The following is a 16928-nucleotide window of genomic DNA, read 5'->3' on the forward strand; positions in this document are numbered from 1 at the left end:
ATGCGGGCCGCCCACTGGATGACCAGATTCCCGATGATGCCGCGTCTCGGCCTGCGCACCGGCCTAGACCGGCCCGGTATTGGCGGCCCGGATGCTCTCACGCAGGGCGATCGCACGTTCCAGCAGCGCCTGTTCGCCGGGCCAGAACATTTCGAGCGCGCGCACTGTCAGGATAACCATACGGCTGTTTTCCTCGCTCATCGCGCGCCAGAATCGCCGGTCCGCCCCATCGAAGGCGGTGGCTTCGTTATCCTCGACCAAGGCATAGACGGTGTCGCCGTGCAGGCGGGTTTCGATCAGTCGGGCCTCGCCCCGGTGTTCGGCCAGCAGGCCTGCGATCCGCTCGGTCTGCAAGGCGCGCTCCAGTCGCGCGGCCCGCGCGGCCAGATTGCCATCGCCGGGGATCGCCGCATCTGCGACGCTGGCGGTCATCATGACCAGCGTTTCGCTGGCGTCACCGGCGGGCAGGGGCGCCTCGACCCCCAGGGCCGCACAGCCCCCCATGACGACTGCGCCCTCATGGGCCACTTGCGGATCAATGCAATAGCCCTGAGGCGCCGCGATCGTGACGGCGTTTCCGCTACGCTCCAGCACGACGCTGCGAATTTCGGCTTCGCTGCGTGAGGTCTCGCCCCCGGCCACGCCAGCGCCCTGCTGCTCGACACACGCGCCGAGCAGCAGGATCAGCCCTGCGCACAGAGCTCTCGTGACGTCACAGATCGACATAGACATGCGTTTCCGCATTTGCGCCCGGATGGGTCACCGCGCCCTTGTAGGTGGAGCCGACCTGCTGCGCATATTTCCACAGCGCGCCCGAAGCGTAGTTCGTCGCGCGCGGGCCGGGCCAGTCGGCTTTGCGTTGAGCCAGTTCCTCATCGCTCAGATCGACGGAGATGGTCCCCGCCCGCGCGTTCAGCGTGATGATGTCACCGTTGCGCAGCAGCGCGATAGGGCCGCCATGAGCGGATTCCGGTCCGACATGGCCGACGCAGAACCCCCGCGTCGCGCCCGAGAATCGCCCATCGGTGATCAGCGCGACCTTCTTGCCCATGCCCTGACCCGACAGCGCTGCCGTGGTGGACAACATCTCACGCATGCCGGGGCCGCCCGAGGGGCCTTCGTTGCGGATGACGATCACGTCGCCTTCCTCGTATTCGCGTTTCTGCACGGCTTCGAAGGCGTCTTCCTCACACTCGAAGACACGGGCAGGGCCGCTGAACTGCAATTGCTCCTCGCTCATGCCCGCGATTTTCACGATGGCCCCTTCGGGGGCGATGTTGCCGGTCAGCCCGACGACACCGCCGGTGGAGCTGAGCGGTGTCGCGACCGGGTGGATCACCTTGCCGTCCGCCTCACGCGTGACCTTGTCGATCTCCTCACCGATGGAATAGCCGGTGGCGGTCATGCAGTCGCGGTAGATCAGGCCGGCCTTGTCCAGTTCCTTGAGGATGACGGGCACGCCGCCAGCCTCGTACAGATCCTTGGCGACGTATTGCCCGCCGGGCTTGAGATCGACGAAATAGGGCGTCTCGCGGAAGATGTCGGTGACGTCCTGCAAGAAGAAGTCGATCCCCGCCTCATGCGCCATCGCAGGCAGATGCAGGCCCGCATTGGTGGAACCGCCGGTGCAGGCGACGACTCGCGCGGCATTGATCAGCGATTCACGGGTGACGATGTCACGGGCGCGGATGTTCTTCTCGATCAGGTTCATGACCGCGCGGCCCGAGGCCTCACCATACTGGTCGCGGCTCTCATAGGGGGCCGGCGCGCCCGAGGAGTTGGGCAGCGCGAGACCGATCGCCTCGGACACGCAGGCCATGGTGTTCGCGGTGAACTGACCGCCACACGCTCCGGCGGAGGGGCAGGCGACCTGTTCCAGCTTTTCCAGCTCGCAGGTGGACAGATTGCCCGCCTGATGCTGACCGACAGCCTCAAACACGTCCTGAACGGTGACGTCCTTGCCCTCAAACCGGCCCGGCAGGATCGAGCCGCCATAGACGAAGACCGACGGCACGTTCAGGCGGATCATCGCCATCATCATGCCGGGCAGGGACTTGTCGCAGCCCGCCAACCCGACGAGCGCGTCATAGCAGTGGCCGCGCATGGTCAGCTCGACGGTGTCCGCGATGGCCTCACGACTGGCGAGAGAGGAGCGCATTCCCTCGTGCCCCATCGCGATACCGTCCGTCACGGTGATGGTGGTGAACTCACGCGGGGTGCCGCGGGCGACCTTGACGCCCTGCTTGACGCTTTGCGCCTGACGGTTCAGCGCGATGTTGCACGGCGCGGCCTCGTTCCAGCAGGTCGCGACGCCGACCAGCGGCTGATGGATTTCCTCCTCGCTCAACCCCATTGCATAGAGGTACGAACGGTGCGGTGCCCGCGCCGGACCCTCGGTCACATGGCGGGAGGGCAGGCGGGATTTGTCGATGGTCATGGGTGGCTCCCTCAAGGTGGCGTCGTGCGCATTGCTTGGGTCAAAGGCATATTGGCGCGGCGGGCCGAGGGCAAGAGCCGTGCCTTTCCCGAACGACGGTTAACGCAGGAAACAGGGGGCGGATCAGGGCGTCTGCCATGCGTATGGCCGGTATGCCTGTGCCCTCATGAGCGGATGGCACTCCGCCCCGATTCATCCACCGCATCCCGCTTCAGTTCGCCGCCCGACCGGTGGGCCGGAACGCAAAAGGCCCCGGCGGGGTGCCGGGGCCTGTCACATTCACTTGCTCTGCGAAGGATCAGTTCGGGATCGCGCCCTCGATGCCCTCAACATAGAAGTTCATGCCCAGCAGCGTGCCGTCATCGGCGGTTTCGCCTTCTTCCAGCCAGACGGAGCCGTCCTGCTTGTTGATCGGGCCGGTGAACGGGTGCAGCTCGCCGGCTGCGATCGCCTCCATCGCGGCAGTCGCCTCGGCTGCGACATCCTCGGGGATGTTCTCATTGAACGCGCCGATAGTGGTCGTGCCCTGGGCGATGCCGTGCCATGCGTCGGCGCTCTCCCACGTGCCGTCCATCACTGCCTGAACGCGCTCGATATAGTAAGGGGCCCAGTTGTCGATGATCGAGGAGAGACGCGCATTGGGTCCGAACTCCATCATGTCGGAGGCCTGACCGAAGGCGTAGATGCCCGTCTCGCCTTCCTCCAGCCCGTCCCATGTCGCCTCTGCGATGGTCATGGGGGCGGTGGAGTCGGTGTGCTGCATGATGACGTCAGCGCCCTGCTCGATCAGGGCGTTCGCGGCGTCGGCCTCCTTCGCGGGGTCGAACCAGGTGGAGACCCAGACGATCTTGAACTCCACATCGGGGTTCACCGATTTCGCGGCGAGGTAGGAGGCATTGATGCCGCGGATAACCTCGGGGATGGGGAAGGACGCGATGTAGCCCACCACGTTCGATTCCGTCATATGCCCGGCCAGGATGCCCTGCACGGTGCGACCCTCGTAGAATCGGCCCGAATAGGTTGAGACATTGTCGGCACGCTGATAGCCGGTCGCATGTTCGAACATCGTGTCGGGGAACTGTTCCGCCACGCGCAGGGTCGGTGTCATATAGCCGAACGAGGTGGTGAAGATCAGGTCCGTGCCATCCTGTGCCATACGACGGATCACACGCTCGCTGTCGCCCTCGGGGACACTCTCGATATAGGTGGTCTCCACCGCATCGCCGAACTCCTCCTCCACGGCGAGGCGCCCCTGCTCATGCTGATAGGACCAGCCGAAATCGCCGATCGGGCCGACATAGATGAAGCCGACCTTCAGCGGATCCTCGGAATGGCTCTCGGCCATCACGCCCCCGGTGGCGAGGGTCAGCGCCGTGGCCAGACCCAGTGACTTGAGAAGTTTCATAGCTGTCTCCTTGTTGATATGGTCGTCCCGCCCGCCCCTCGTTCAGTTGGAGGCGTGGAACACCCGACCCAGTGAGGCCGGGGCGTTGAGGGCCGCGCGCGTGCGGTCGCCGGAAATGGCAACCAGCACCACGATCGTCGTGAGGTAAGGTGTCATCGACAGATAGGCGGAGTCGAGACGGAAATCCGGCCATGTCAGGGCCATCGCCCAGCCAAGCAGCGCCAGTGCCCCTAAAAACGCCACCCTGATCCAGCCCTGCCGCGATTTTGTGCGGAGGTTGAATGCGATCATCACGACCGTGACCAGCGCCAGCACGATTGCGGCGATGGCCAGTATGTTGAGATTCGCGGCCTGAATGTTGATTTGCAGGATCGTGACGCCCCCGAACAGCCACGCGCCGATGATGACGCGCCCCGGTTTCCAGCTGGCAAACACCACGATGGCCAGGGCGATCCAGCCGATGCCCGCTGTCATCCCCTCGGACCAGTTCGGCACGCGCACGAGGCTGAGATACGCCCCCCCCATCCCCGCACAGGCCCCGCCAAAGGCGATGGCCGCCAGACGGATCGTGATCACACGGTAGCCCAGCGCATGCGCCGCATCGTGGTTTTCGCCCACAGCACGCAGTACCAGACCGGGGCGGGTGTGATTGAGGAACCACCAGACTGCCCCGACCAGCGCCAGCGCGAAATAGACGATCCAGTCATAGGAAAACAGCATATCGCCGAGGATGGGAAAATTCGACACTTCGGAAATGTCCAGCCGCGTCGTCTGCGGCGGGCGAATGCCGGTATAGGTCTGTCCCATCAGCGCCGCCAGTCCCAGCCCGAACAACGTCAGCGCCAGTCCCGTCGCCACCTGATTGCTCAGCAATACCTGCGTCAGAAATCCGAAGATCAGCGCCAGCAGCGCCCCCGCCAGCGCCGCGATGACAAATCCCGCGACGGGCGTGCCGCTTTCCACGGCGACGATGAAGCCGACGACCGCGCCCATGATCATCATCCCCTCGACGCCGAGGTTCAGCACGCCGGACTTTTCCACCACCAGTTCCCCGGTCGAGGCCAGAACCAGCGGCGTCGCCGCGATGATCATCGTGGGCAGCAGCACGGTCAGCAGATAGCTCAGCGCCGTGACCAGCGACAGATCGGCGCTCAGCCCGATAACATCCATCATTGGGCGATCCCCCGTGCGCTGAAGCGGATGCGGTAGCGCACCAGAATGTCCAGCCCCAGCAGGAAGAACAGCAACATTCCCTGAAACACGCTGATCGCCGCACGCGGCAGGTTCAGGTCGAGCTGCGCATTCTCACCGCCGATATAGGTCAGCGCCATCACCAGCCCCGCCGCCAGAATGCCCAGCGGGTTCAGGCGGCCCAGAAAGGCGACGATGATCGCAGTGAAACCATAGCCCTGCGGCAGCGCAGGCACCAGCTGTCCGGCGGGACCGGCGACTTCGAACAACCCCGCCAGCCCGGCCAACGCCCCGGACAGACCCAGGCAGATATAGACGATGGAGGACGGGCGCACGCCCGAAAACCGTGCCGCGCGCGGGGCGGAGCCCATGACCTGAATGTTGAAGCCCAGCACATGCTTGCGCAGCAGAACCCAGGCCAGCGGTACGAGGATCAGCGCGATCAGCACCCCCAGATGCACGCGGGTGTATTGCGTCAGACCGGGCATTCCCTGCAACAGCGGCAGAACCGCACTGTCGTGGAACAGGCGGCTTTCGGGGAAATTGAAGCCTGCCGGATTGCGCAGCGGACCCGCGACCATCGCACGCAGCAACTGATCGGCGACATAGACCAGCATCAGGCTGACCAGAATTTCATTGGCGTTGTAGCGGACCTTCAGGAACGCTGGGATCATCGCCCAGAACGTGCCCGCGGCCATGCCAGCCAGCGCCATCAGGGGCAACAGCCAGATCGTCGACGTGCCATAGAATGCCAGCCCCACCGCCGCGCCCGCGATGGCCCCGACGATGAATTGCCCCTCGGCCCCGATATTCCAGACCCCGGCCCGGAATCCGAAGGACAGCCCGATCGCGATCAGCACCAGCGGCGCCGCCTTCACGAACAGCTCGTCCCGGCTGTAGGGATCCAGGATCGGATCGACGAAGATGGTCCAGATCGCCTCCACCGGGTTCTTGCCCAGAATGGCGAACAGGATGCCCCCCGCGATCATCGTAGCGATCACCGCCAGAACGGGGGTGCCCCACATCATGGTGCGCGACGGGGCGAGCCGGGGTTCCAGACGGATCATGCGGCTTCTCCCCCACCCATCATGCGGCCGATTTCCTCGATGCTGATGCTGCCGGCGGGGCGGGTGGCGCTTAACCTTCCACCGGCGATGACCGCGAACTGGTCCGACATTTCCATCAACTCATCCAGATCCTGTGAAATCACCAGAACGCTGGCGCCTGTCGCGGCCAGATCACGCAGGCTCTGCCGGATTGCGGCGGCGGCGGCGGCGTCCACGCCCCAGGTGGGCTGATTGACCACCAGAACGCGCGGCTTTTGCATCACCTCACGCCCGATGACGAATTTTTGCAGGTTTCCGCCGGACAGGGCGCGCGCGGGCGTATCCACCCCCGGGGTGCGCACGTCGAATTGCGCGATCACCGCCCGGGCGAAGTTCGCGGCGACGTTCCATTTCAGAAAGCCCTGCGTGGACAGCCGCTGACGCACACGTCCGGTCAGCATGGTGTTGTCGGTCAGGCTCATCTCGGGCGCGGCGGCATGGCCCAGCCGTTCCTCGGGCGCGCTGAGCAGTCCCAGTGAGCGGCGACGGTTCGGGCCGAGCGTGCCGATGGGCGCATTGTCGAAGCGGATCATACCCGCCTCGACCAGAGCTTCGCCGGACAGGACCGCGACCAGCTCGTCCTGACCGTTGCCCGCAACCCCGGCGATCCCGGTGACTTCGCCGGCACGAAGCGTCAGGTCGATGCCGCTCAACGTCACGCCGAACGGATCATCGGTCGGCAGGCTCAAACCCGTCAGCTTCAGCAGGGTGCGGCCGGGAATCGCGCGGCGCACCGGCGGGTCCGCCAGCGTGGTGCCGATCATCATTTCGGCCAGCGAACGCGGTGTCTCATCCCGTGGCAGACAGGTCGCCACAACCTTCCCGCCGCGCAGGATCGTGGCGCGATCGCAAAGCACTCTGATTTCATCCAGCTTGTGCGAGATATAGAGGATCGCCACCCCGCGTTTCGACAGCAGGCGCAGCGTGTCGAACAGGGTTTCGACCTCCTGCGGGGTCAGGACGGATGTCGGTTCGTCCATGATCAACAGGCGTGGATCCTGCAACAGGCAGCGCACGATCTCGACCCGCTGCCGCTCGCCCACGCTCAGATCACCGATCAGGCGGTCGGGGTCCAGCGGCAGGCCGTAGTCGCGGCTGACGGTGCGGATACGATCCGACAGGGTGCGCGGCGCGACCGCCTCGTCCAGCCCCAGCGCGATGTTTTCACGCACGCTCAAGGCCTCGAACAGGCTGAAATGCTGGAACACCATCGACACACCGGCGGCGCGCGCGTCCTTGGGCGAGGTTGGCGCATAGTCCCGCCCGTGCAGCCGCATGTGGCCCGCATCGGGTTGCACCAGACCGTAAATCATCTTGACCAAGGTCGATTTTCCGGCGCCGTTCTCACCCAGCAGCGCGTGGACTTCACCGGGCGCGATATCGAACGCGACATCGTCATTCGCGACGACGCCCGGATAGGCCTTCCTCAGTCCTGAGATGTCCAGAAGCATATTCATGCTCTCGATTCGGTAAGCTGCGTTACGTTATTTCGCAACTGCAAAAGTTCTGACGCAAGTCCAATCGCGATCTGGGCAGGTTCTTTTCCAAGGGACTTGTCGCCTATAGGGCAATTTAGACGGGCGATTGTGGCAGGGGCATGGCCGAGTTCACGCAACCGTTTCGCAAACCGCGCGGCCTTGGTCGCTGATCCGATCAGGCCCAGATGCGCGTGGGGGCGCAGCAACACCCGGTGGCAGATCTCCAGATCCAGGGCGTGCGAATAGGTCAGCACGATGTGGATCGCGTCCAGCGGGGCGCGACCCACCGCGTCCGCCGGGTTCGCCGCCATCAGCGGGGCCGCGTGATCGGGAATGTCTTCGGGGAACCTGTCGGCAGCATCGTCGATCCAGGTGATTGCGAAGGGCAGCCCGGTGAACACCCGCACCACCGCACGCCCGACATGACCCGCGCCGTACAGCCAAAGGGGTGTTTGTGCAGGGGCAATCCGTTCGACTATCCAGCGATCCTGCATCACGGGAACCTCGCGCCCCTCTCGCAACGCCTGCACGGCGCGTGCAACGGGGAAAGGCATCTGTTCTGCGCCATCAAGAGCACGTGCGAACACTGTGCCCGAGGGTTCGGCGGGCAAGGTATCGCGGGTGAACCGTTCAAAAACCAGATCGACGTGACCGCCGCAACACTGCCCCAGCGCGGGGCCCAGCGGCACGGCGCGCAAGGCGGTCGCGCGCCCACTCTTCAACATGCGGCGCGCTTGCGCCACCGCCTCGAATTCCAATGTGCCGCCGCCGATGGTGCCGTGCTGACCCGTCGGTGTGACAAGCATGGCGGTCCCGGCCTCTCGTGGCACCGATCCGCGATGCCGGGCGACCAGCACCCGCACGACGGGTCCGCCGGCACAGGCCCTGCGCAGCGCCTCGATGTCGAACCCGCTCATGAGGCCGCCATCGAAATCCGCCCGGAATGCGCGCCCGACGTCACCAGCCTGACCCGCGTGGCGTCTCTATTGCGTTCAGCAGGCGTTCGGCTGTGGCTGGCGCGTCGAGCAGCACGTCCGAGCCTGCGGCCCGAACCGCGTCTTGCAAGGCCATCAACGCCGAGATTCCCAACATCAAAGGCGGTTCGCCCACCGCCTTGGACCGGTGAATCGTAGCCTCGACGTTCTCATTTTCATAAAGGGCGACGTTGAAAACCCGTGGTCGATCCGCGCAGCCCGGAATCTTGTAGGTCGAGGGCGCATGAGTGGCCAGCCTGCCGCCCATGGTCGCGGGGCCCGGCGGGGTCCAGACCAGTTCCTCCGTCGTCAGCCATCCCGCGCCCTGTACGTAGCCGCCCTCGATCTGGCCGATGTCCAGCGCGGGGTTCAGCGACTTGCCGCAATCGTGCAGGATATCCGTGCGCAGGATGCGGTTTTCCCCGGTCAGGGTGTCCAGTGCCACCTCCGTCACCGCCGCACCATAGGCGAAGTAGTAGAACGGCCGCCGGGGTCCGCTGCGCTGCGTGCGGTCCCAGGCCAGCTTCGGCGTGGCGTAATAGCCGGTCGAACTGAGCGAGATTCGCGCGACGTAGCAGGCCTGAACCGCCGCCCAGAACGGGATCGAATGTGTCCCGTCGCTCACCTGATCAGCGGCGAAGACCAGATCGTCAGGCGCGCAGTCGAAGGCGTGTTCGCGGATCACCGGATGTCCGTCACGGTCGATGATGCCTTTGCCTTCCTCATCGCGGTCGTGCCACAGCACCTTGGCCGTGCACAGGTGTTGCGCCATGCGATCCCGTACCGTTTCGCAAGCCGCCTTGACCGCCATGCCGTTCATATCCGAACCGCTGGACGCCGCAGTGGCGGAGGTGTTGGGGACCTTCGCAGTGTCCGTCGCCGTGATCTTCACATGCGTGGCATCCACGCCGAACGCATCGGCGGCAACGGCGGCGACCTTGGTGAAAAGGCCCTGACCCATTTCCGTGCCGCCGTGGTTCAACCGAATCGAGCCGTCAGTATAGACATTGACCAACGCGCCTGCCTGATTGAGCTGCGTCAGCGTGAACGAAATGCCGAACTTCACAGGGGTCAGTGCGATGCCGCGCTTGATGACCGGGCTGGTCGCGTTGAACTCGGCGATCTGTGCGCGGCGGGCGGAATAGTCGCTGGTTTCGGTCAACTGATCGACGATGCCGTGAATCACGTTATCCTCGACCTGCATTCCGTAGGGGGTGGTCTGACCGGTATTGCCCGGCGCATAGAAATTCGCGCGGCGCACCTCCAGCGGATCGCGGTCCAGATGGGCGGCGATATGCTCGATCACCCGCTCGATCCCCACCATGCCCTGCGGGCCACCGAAGCCGCGAAATGCCGTGTTGGAACAGGTATGCGTCAGCAGCCGGGTCGATCTGATGCGCGCGGCGGACAGGTCATAGGCGTTGTCCGCATGCAGCATCGCGCGGTCAGCCACCGGCAGGCTGAGGTCGGCGGACCAGCCGCAGCGCACATATTGGTCAAAGACGACAGCTGCGATCCGGCCCGTGTCGTCGAACCCGACGTCGTAGTCGATGCGGATCTCGTGCCGTTTGCCGGTGATGGTCATGTCGTCGTCGCGGTCATAGCGCATCTTGACCGCGCGCCCGGTCCGCTGCGCGACCAGGGCGCAGGCGACGGCCAGTGCGTTGCCCTGCGATTCCTTGCCACCGAAGCCGCCGCCCATCCGGCGCACCTGTACCGTCACCTCGGCGAAGGGGACGTCCAGCGCCTGTGCGACCTTGTGCTGGATCTCGCTCGGGTGCTGGGTGGAGGCATGGACGAGCATTTCGTCCCCGTCGCCGGGAACCGCCATGGCGGCCTGACCCTCCAGATAGAAATGTTCCTGACCGCCGACCTCGATCCGGCCCTGCGCGCGGTGTGGGGCGGTGCCCAGTGCGTCGTCGGGGCTGCCTTTCTCCCACTCCAGCGGGTCCTCCAGCAGACGCCCTGCCGCAAGCGCCTGATCTATCGTCAGGATCGGTTCCCGTTCCTCGAACGTGACCTTGGCGGCGCGGGCGGCGTGGCGGGCCTGCAAATGCGTATCCGCAGCAACGACGAACAGCGGCTGGCCGTGGAACTGTACCTCGCCCGTGCACAGCAGGGGTTCCGGCGCGGGCGAGGGGGAGACATCGGGCATTCGCGCGAAATCATCCGGCCCCAGAACCAGCCGCACGCCGGGCATGGCGCGAACCGGCGCCAGATCGAGCGACGTGACCACCCCATGAGCGACCGCCGCAAGGCCAAAGGCCAGATGCAGCGTTCCGGCAGGTGCGGGAATGTCATCGGTATAGCGGGCGGCCCCGGTGACGTGCAGGGGTCCTGAATCGTGCGGTTTGGGCTGGTGAACGCTCGCCATCACGCGACCCCCGTTTCGGATTTCGGACCGACGAGGCGCGTCGGCACCCCCTCCACCCGCTCCAGCCAATAGCGCCGGATCATGTTGCGTGCCGCCTGCATCCTGTAGGCCGCGCTGGCCCGCATGTCGCTGAGGGGTTGGAAGTCCTGGGTCAATGCGTCCTGTGCATCCCGCACCGCCTGCGCGCTCAGCACCTGTCCTGTCAGGGCTGCCTCCGCCGCATGTGCCCGCTTTGGCGTGCCCGCCATGCCGCCGAAGGCGATGCGCGCCCCGGCCACGACATCCCCATCCATGTGCAGCGCAAAACAACCGCACACTGCGGAAATATCCTGGTCGAACCGCTTGCTCAGCTTGTAGCAGGCCAGCGTATCCTCCTGATCGGGCACGAAGATACTCTCGACGAATTCGCCGGGCATCCGGTCCTGCTTGCCATAGTCGAGGAAGAAGTCTTCGAGCGGCATACGTCTGCGATCCTCACCGTGGCGCAGCGTCAGCTCTGCCCCCAGCGCGATCAGCGCGGGCGGCCCGTCCCCGATGGGGGAGCCATTGGCGATGTTGCCGCCGATGGTCGCGGCATTGCGCACCTGAACCGAGCCATAGCGGCGGATCAGTTCGGCAAAGTCGGGATGGCGGTCGGCCATCGCGCCACGCAGCCTGCTGAGCGTGACGCCCGCCCCGATACGCAGACCGCCCTGCACACGCTCGATGCGGGCCAGATCGCCGACGCGGTGGGTGAAGATCACCGGACCGACCGGGCGGAACTGTTTCGTCACCCACAGGCCCACATCGGTGGCACCGGCCACGATTGTGGCGTTGGGGTGCGCGGCATAGATCGCGGCCAGTGACGCGGTGGATCCCGGCAGGTGCAGGCCCTCGCCGCTCATGTCCCCCGATAGCGCCAACGCCTCCAGCATGGCGCGTTCGTCGATTTCCCATGCCGGAACGGGGCGGGAGGCCGCGCGCTGGGCCGCGCGAACAATCGGGGCATATCCGGTGCAGCGGCATAGATTTCCGGCCAAGACATCGTCGTGATCGACCCGCCCGGTTCGGTGTGCGGTGTACATCGACATCACGAAGCCGGGGGTGCAGAACCCGCATTGCGATCCGTGCTCCGCGACCATGGCGTCCTGAACCGGGTGCAATTCACCGTCAGGCGCGGCGATTCCCTCAACCGTTCGCAGGGCCTTCCCGGCCAGTTGCGGCAGGAAAAGGATGCACGCGTTCAGGGCCTGATGCGTCACGCCCGTGTCATCCAGCGTGCTGACCGTGACGGTACAGGCGCCGCAATCGCCCTCGTTGCAGCCTTCCTTGGTGCCGGTCAGGCCCCGCGTTTCGCGCAGCCAATCGAGCAGGGTGACCGTGGGCGCGGCCCCCTCGACCGTGACGATCTCTCCGTTGAGCATGAACCGGATCATAGCAAAGCTTTCCTCTAACCGTCGAAGCTGCCTTCAACGGTTTTTATCAAACGGTAAAATCACGGGGGCCGCAAGCCGCCCACGACAGGACTGCCAGCATCCGCACCCCGCTAATGGCCGTCAAAGAGGATCGTAGCCCAGCGCCCGCATGATGCCATCGTCGAGTTGCAGGCGGAATTCGCGCAGATCACGCCCCGGCAGACGGCGCAGGGCGGGCTCCCAGTTCGGCACCTCGATCCTGGCAAAGCCGGGCTTCGTGTCCTCCTTGCGCATCATGTGGGGGGTCAGGGCGGCCTCGGCAGTCTCTCGCAGATTGGCGGCCTGCAACAGCACCACCTCACGATCCGTATCGGCGAGCTTCAGCAGCGCGCGTGCCTTGGCCGTCCACAACGCCAGGGGCAGGAGCGGTTCCGCATCGCGCAACCCGTCCCGCCGGTGGATCGGAAAGGGTTGTGCCAACCAGTCGGGCAGGGGCATCTGGCTGGTCGCGGCACCCGGTGTGCGCGGCCTGGCGTTCAACGCGGCGGCGAAGGCGGCGGGATGCATCGTCACGCCCACGAACAATGTGTCCGCCGCATGGGCCGCAGATTGGATGATGTCCGGTGAGGGGGCCGTAGCGCTCCAGCCGAAATCAGAATACAGGATCCGGTCATGCTCGGTATCCAGCATGTGGTTGTGCAGCGCGGCCCGCTCTCGCGGGGGGACGGATTTGAGGATGGAGCGAAGGCTCGCGCGGTCCAGTTCGGGTGCGCCGCGCATTTCGGTGACGTGCCACGCCTTGCGGATATCACGCCCCAGTTCCGCAGCGCCGCAATTTCGCTCGGCAAAAATCTTCACGAACAGTGCATTCACCCGGCAAACGCCCTTTCATTTGGTTCCCAACGATACCTAACGCCCGGGGACCGGCGGGGTAAAGCCCGGCATAATTTCCGCAGGCATCCCACGGGGCCGCTGGTTCACGGGCACGGCACACGATAAGGTCGAAGGATGACCACATCCCCCCGATTCATCCACCTGCGCGTCCACTCGGCCTATTCGCTGCTTGAAGGTGCGTTGCAGGTCAAGAAACTGCCCGAGATGGCCAAGGCCGCAGGTATGCCCGCGCTGGCCGTCACCGATACCTGTAACAATTTCGCCGCGCTGGAGTTTTCCGAGGTCGCGGCAAAGGCCGGCCTGCATCCGATCATCGGCACGCAGTTTCCGCTGGCCTATGCCGGCCCGCCCCGACCGGGTGAAAAGCCGGTGGAGCCTCGCTCGATCGTATTGCTGGCGCAGAACGACACGGGCTGGGAAAACCTGATGCAGCTCAATTCATGCGCCTATCTGGACAGTGGCGATCTGCTGCCGCACCTGACGCTGGAGGAGTTGGCCCGACATTCGGACGGGCTGATCTGCCTGACCGGCGGTGCACTGGGCCCGCTGGGGCAACTGATCCGCGACGGTCACGCACCCAGCGCCGCGACGCTTGCCGATCAACTGGTCGACATGTTCCCCGACCGGCTGTACATCGAACTGCAGCGCCACCCCGTAGGAGACGCGACCCGGACGCAGGAGGAATCCGCCAGCGAGCCCGGTCTGGTGCAACTCGCCTACGCCAAGAACCTGCCGCTGGTCGCCACCAACGACGTGCACTTCCCTGTCAGAGAGATGTACGAGGCGCACGACGCTCTGATCTGTATCGCCGATGGCAACTATGTCGATCAGGCGGAGCCGCGCCGCCGTCTGACCGAGGAACATTATTTCAAGAGCGCGGACGAGATGGCCGCCCTGTTCGCGGATCTGCCCGAGGCGCTGGAAAACACCGTCGAGATCGCCCACCGCTGTGCCTTCCGTGTGACGACACGCGATCCGATTCTGCCGAAATTCGCCGATGACGAGGTGGACGAACTGCGCCGTCAGGCGAACGAGGGCCTGCAAAACCGCCTCGCCGTGATTCCCCACGCCGTCCCGGTAGAGGAATACCAGAAACGTCTCGATTTCGAGTTGGAGATTATCGAGGGGATGGGCTTCCCCGGTTATTTCCTGATCGTTGCGGACTTCATCAAATGGGCCAAGGATCACGACATTCCCGTCGGTCCGGGCCGGGGTTCGGGCGCGGGCAGTCTGGTCGCCTACGCGCTGACCATCACCGATCTGGATCCCTTGCGCTATTCCCTGCTGTTCGAGCGGTTCCTGAATCCCGAACGGGTCTCCATGCCCGATTTCGACATCGATTTCTGCATGGACCGGCGTGAGGAGGTCATCCGCTACGTCCAGCAGAAATACGGGCGCGACAAGGTCGGGCAGATCATCACCTTTGGCGCGTTGCTGTCCAAGGCGGCCGTGCGCGACGTGGGCCGTGTCTTGCAAATGCCCTACATGCAAGTGGATCGACTGTCCAAGCTGATCCCGGTTGAGGGGGTCAAGCCCGTCTCGATCCAGCAGGCGCTGGTGGATGAGCCGCGGCTGAAGGAAGAGGCCAGGCAGGAGGAGGTCGTCAACCGCCTGCTGACCATCGGTTCGGCGCTGGAGGGGCTGTTGCGCAACGCATCCACCCACGCGGCGGGCGTGGTGATCGGGGACCGTCCGCTGGACCGGCTGGTGCCGCTGTTCAAGGATCCCCGCTCCGACATGCCGGCCACCCAGTTCAACATGAAATGGGTCGAACAGGCCGGGCTGGTGAAATTCGACTTCCTCGGCCTGAAGACCTTGACGGTGATCCAGAACGCGCTTGATCTGCTCAAGGGGCAGGGCACCCCGTTGATGGACCCGCCCGAGGGCGACGACAACGCCAGCAAGGCCCGGCGCGCGGCGCTCGAAATCAATCCCTACGACATCTCCGCCATTCCGATCGACGATCCGCTCAGCTACGAACTCTACGCCTCGGCGCAGACGGTGGCGGTGTTTCAGGTGGAAAGCTCAGGCATGCGCGACGCTCTGCGCCAGATGAAGCCCACCTGCATCGAGGATATCATCGCGCTGGTCGCCCTCTACCGCCCCGGCCCGATGGAGAATATCCCGACCTTCTGCGACGTGAAGAACGGGCGCAAGGAGCGCGCCCTGCTGCACCCCACCGTGGATCATATCCTGGATGAGACGCAGGGCATCATCGTCTATCAGGAACAGGTGATGCAGATCGCGCAGGACATGGCCGGCTATACGCTGGGCGGTGCCGACATGCTGCGCCGCGCGATGGGCAAGAAGATTCAGGAGGCGATGGACGCCGAGCGCCCGAAATTCCTCGCCGGTGCTGCCGAAAACAACGTGGATCAGGCCAAGGCGCAGGAAGTCTGGGACCTGCTGGACAAGTTCGCTAATTACGGCTTCAACAAATCCCACGCCGCCGCCTATGCCGTGGTCAGCTACCAGACCGCGTGGCTGAAGGCGAACCATCCGGTCGAATTCATGGCCGGTGTGATGAATTGCGACATCCACCTGACCGATAAGCTCAGCATCTACAAGCAGGAGATCGACCGCCTGAAAATCGGTCTGATCCCGCCTTGCGTCAACCGGGCCGAGGCGACGTTCACGGTCAAGGACGGGCAGGTCGTCTACGCCCTGGGCGGTCTGAAAAACGTCGGGGTCGAGGCGATGCGCCTGATAACGGATGCGCGGCGGGCGGACGGCGCGGACAAGCCCTTCCTCGATCTGTTCGACTTCGCCCGCCGGGTCGATCTGAAACGGGTGGGCAAGCGCCCGCTGGAAATGCTGGCCCGTGCGGGCGCGTTCGACCTGCTGGACGCGAACCGGCACAAGGTCTTCGCCAGTCTGGACAAGCTGGTGGCTTACTCCGCCGCCACGCATGAGGAAAAGAACTCCAGTCAGGGTGGTCTGTTCGGTGACGCGGGTGAGGATTTGCCCGCGCCGCGCCTGCCCATGCCCGAGGATTGGCTGCCGACGGAACGCTTGGCGCAGGAGCATCAGGCCATCGGCTTCTACCTGTCAGGCCACCCCCTCGACGATTATATGCCGCCCCTGCGGCGCAAGCGTGTGATGACTTTGGCGGACATCACGGCCAAGGCAAAGGGCGGGCCCGTTGCTGCGAAACTGGCGGGCACCGTTTCGGCAAAGCAGGTGCGCAAATCGGCGCGGGGCAACCGCTTCGCCTTCGTTTCCTGCTCGGATCCGACGGGCCTCTACGAGGTGACCGTGTTCGGCGACACGCTGGAACAGGCGGGCGATCTGTTCGACGTGGGCCAGAACATCGTGATGAGCGTTGAGGCCACGATGGAGGGGGACAGCCTGAAACTGCTCGCGCGTAGTGTCACCTCAGCCGAGGATATCGTGGCGGAGGCCGGAACCGCCGGTCTGAAGATCTATCTAAACGATCAGGACGCCCTCGGCTCCGTCGCCGCGCGTCTGGCCGACAGCGCCACGGGCCCGCGCCGGGGCAGGGGGCCGGTCAACCTGATTCTGCAACACCCGGATTTGCCGGGCGATGTGGAGATCAGGCTCAAGGACGAATACCGCGTCACGCCGCAGATCAAGGCGGCAATCAAATCGGCGCAGGGCGTGGTCTATGTCGAGGAATTCTAGCCCCGCCGGGATCGGCTAGACGAAATATCGGAA

Annotated in this window: 11 protein-coding genes; 1 reads left to right on the forward strand and 10 read right to left on the reverse strand. The window is 64.9% G+C overall.

The features are described 5' to 3' along the window. Window positions 1-63: 63 nt before the first annotated feature. The 10 genes from G8E03_RS06465 to G8E03_RS06510 form a co-directional block, all read right to left on the reverse strand. Window positions 64-726, reverse strand: a complete 663-nt coding sequence (locus G8E03_RS06465) for a hypothetical protein (protein ID WP_205793286.1) — start codon at window positions 724-726, stop codon at window positions 64-66. Continuing rightward, window positions 713-2437, reverse strand: a complete 1725-nt coding sequence (ilvD, locus tag G8E03_RS06470) for a dihydroxy-acid dehydratase (RefSeq protein ID WP_166189927.1) — start codon at window positions 2435-2437, stop codon at window positions 713-715. The genes G8E03_RS06465 and ilvD overlap by 14 nt, the downstream gene beginning before the upstream one ends. Window positions 2438-2735: 298 nt before the next feature. Beyond that, window positions 2736-3842, reverse strand: a complete 1107-nt coding sequence (locus tag G8E03_RS06475; RefSeq protein ID WP_166189929.1) for a BMP family ABC transporter substrate-binding protein — start codon at window positions 3840-3842, stop codon at window positions 2736-2738. Window positions 3843-3884: 42 nt separating this feature from the next. Next, window positions 3885-4934, reverse strand: a complete 1050-nt coding sequence (locus G8E03_RS06480) for an ABC transporter permease (protein ID WP_166193940.1) — start codon at window positions 4932-4934, stop codon at window positions 3885-3887. A 77-nt stretch (window positions 4935-5011) separates the two neighbouring features. Continuing rightward, entirely contained in the window at window positions 5012-6100 is a 1089-nt protein-coding gene (locus tag G8E03_RS06485) for an ABC transporter permease (RefSeq protein ID WP_166189931.1), read from the reverse strand. Further along, window positions 6097-7596, reverse strand: coding sequence for an ABC transporter ATP-binding protein (locus G8E03_RS06490; RefSeq protein WP_166189933.1), 1500 nt, complete (start codon window positions 7594-7596; stop codon window positions 6097-6099). Before G8E03_RS06490 ends, G8E03_RS06485 begins: the two co-directional genes overlap by 4 nt. Next, window positions 7593-8534: a xanthine dehydrogenase accessory protein XdhC gene (gene xdhC, locus G8E03_RS06495; protein ID WP_166189935.1), complete on the reverse strand. Its 942-nt coding sequence runs from the start codon at window positions 8532-8534 to the stop codon at window positions 7593-7595. Before xdhC ends, G8E03_RS06490 begins: the two co-directional genes overlap by 4 nt. A 40-nt stretch (window positions 8535-8574) precedes the next feature. Then, complete coding sequence (locus tag G8E03_RS06500) at window positions 8575-10965, reverse strand: xanthine dehydrogenase molybdopterin binding subunit (RefSeq protein ID WP_166189937.1); 2391 nt, start codon at window positions 10963-10965, stop codon at window positions 8575-8577. Next, window positions 10965-12380, reverse strand: coding sequence for a xanthine dehydrogenase small subunit (gene xdhA / locus G8E03_RS06505; RefSeq protein ID WP_166189940.1), 1416 nt, complete (start codon window positions 12378-12380; stop codon window positions 10965-10967). The genes G8E03_RS06500 and xdhA overlap by 1 nt, the downstream gene beginning before the upstream one ends. A 120-nt stretch (window positions 12381-12500) precedes the next feature. Beyond that, window positions 12501-13232 (reverse strand): hypothetical protein, encoded by a 732-nt coding sequence (locus G8E03_RS06510; protein WP_166189942.1) that lies wholly within the window; start codon window positions 13230-13232, stop codon window positions 12501-12503. A 135-nt stretch (window positions 13233-13367) separates the two neighbouring features. On the opposite strand from G8E03_RS06510, the gene dnaE reads away from it, so the two are divergent. After that, window positions 13368-16895: a DNA polymerase III subunit alpha gene (gene dnaE / locus G8E03_RS06515; RefSeq protein ID WP_166189944.1), complete on the forward strand. Its 3528-nt coding sequence runs from the start codon at window positions 13368-13370 to the stop codon at window positions 16893-16895. Window positions 16896-16928: the final 33 nt, after the last annotated feature.

Origin of the sequence: Pontivivens nitratireducens (assembly GCF_011290545.1) — a bacterium.
Taxonomy (GTDB): Bacteria; Pseudomonadota; Alphaproteobacteria; order Rhodobacterales; family Rhodobacteraceae; genus Pontivivens; species Pontivivens nitratireducens.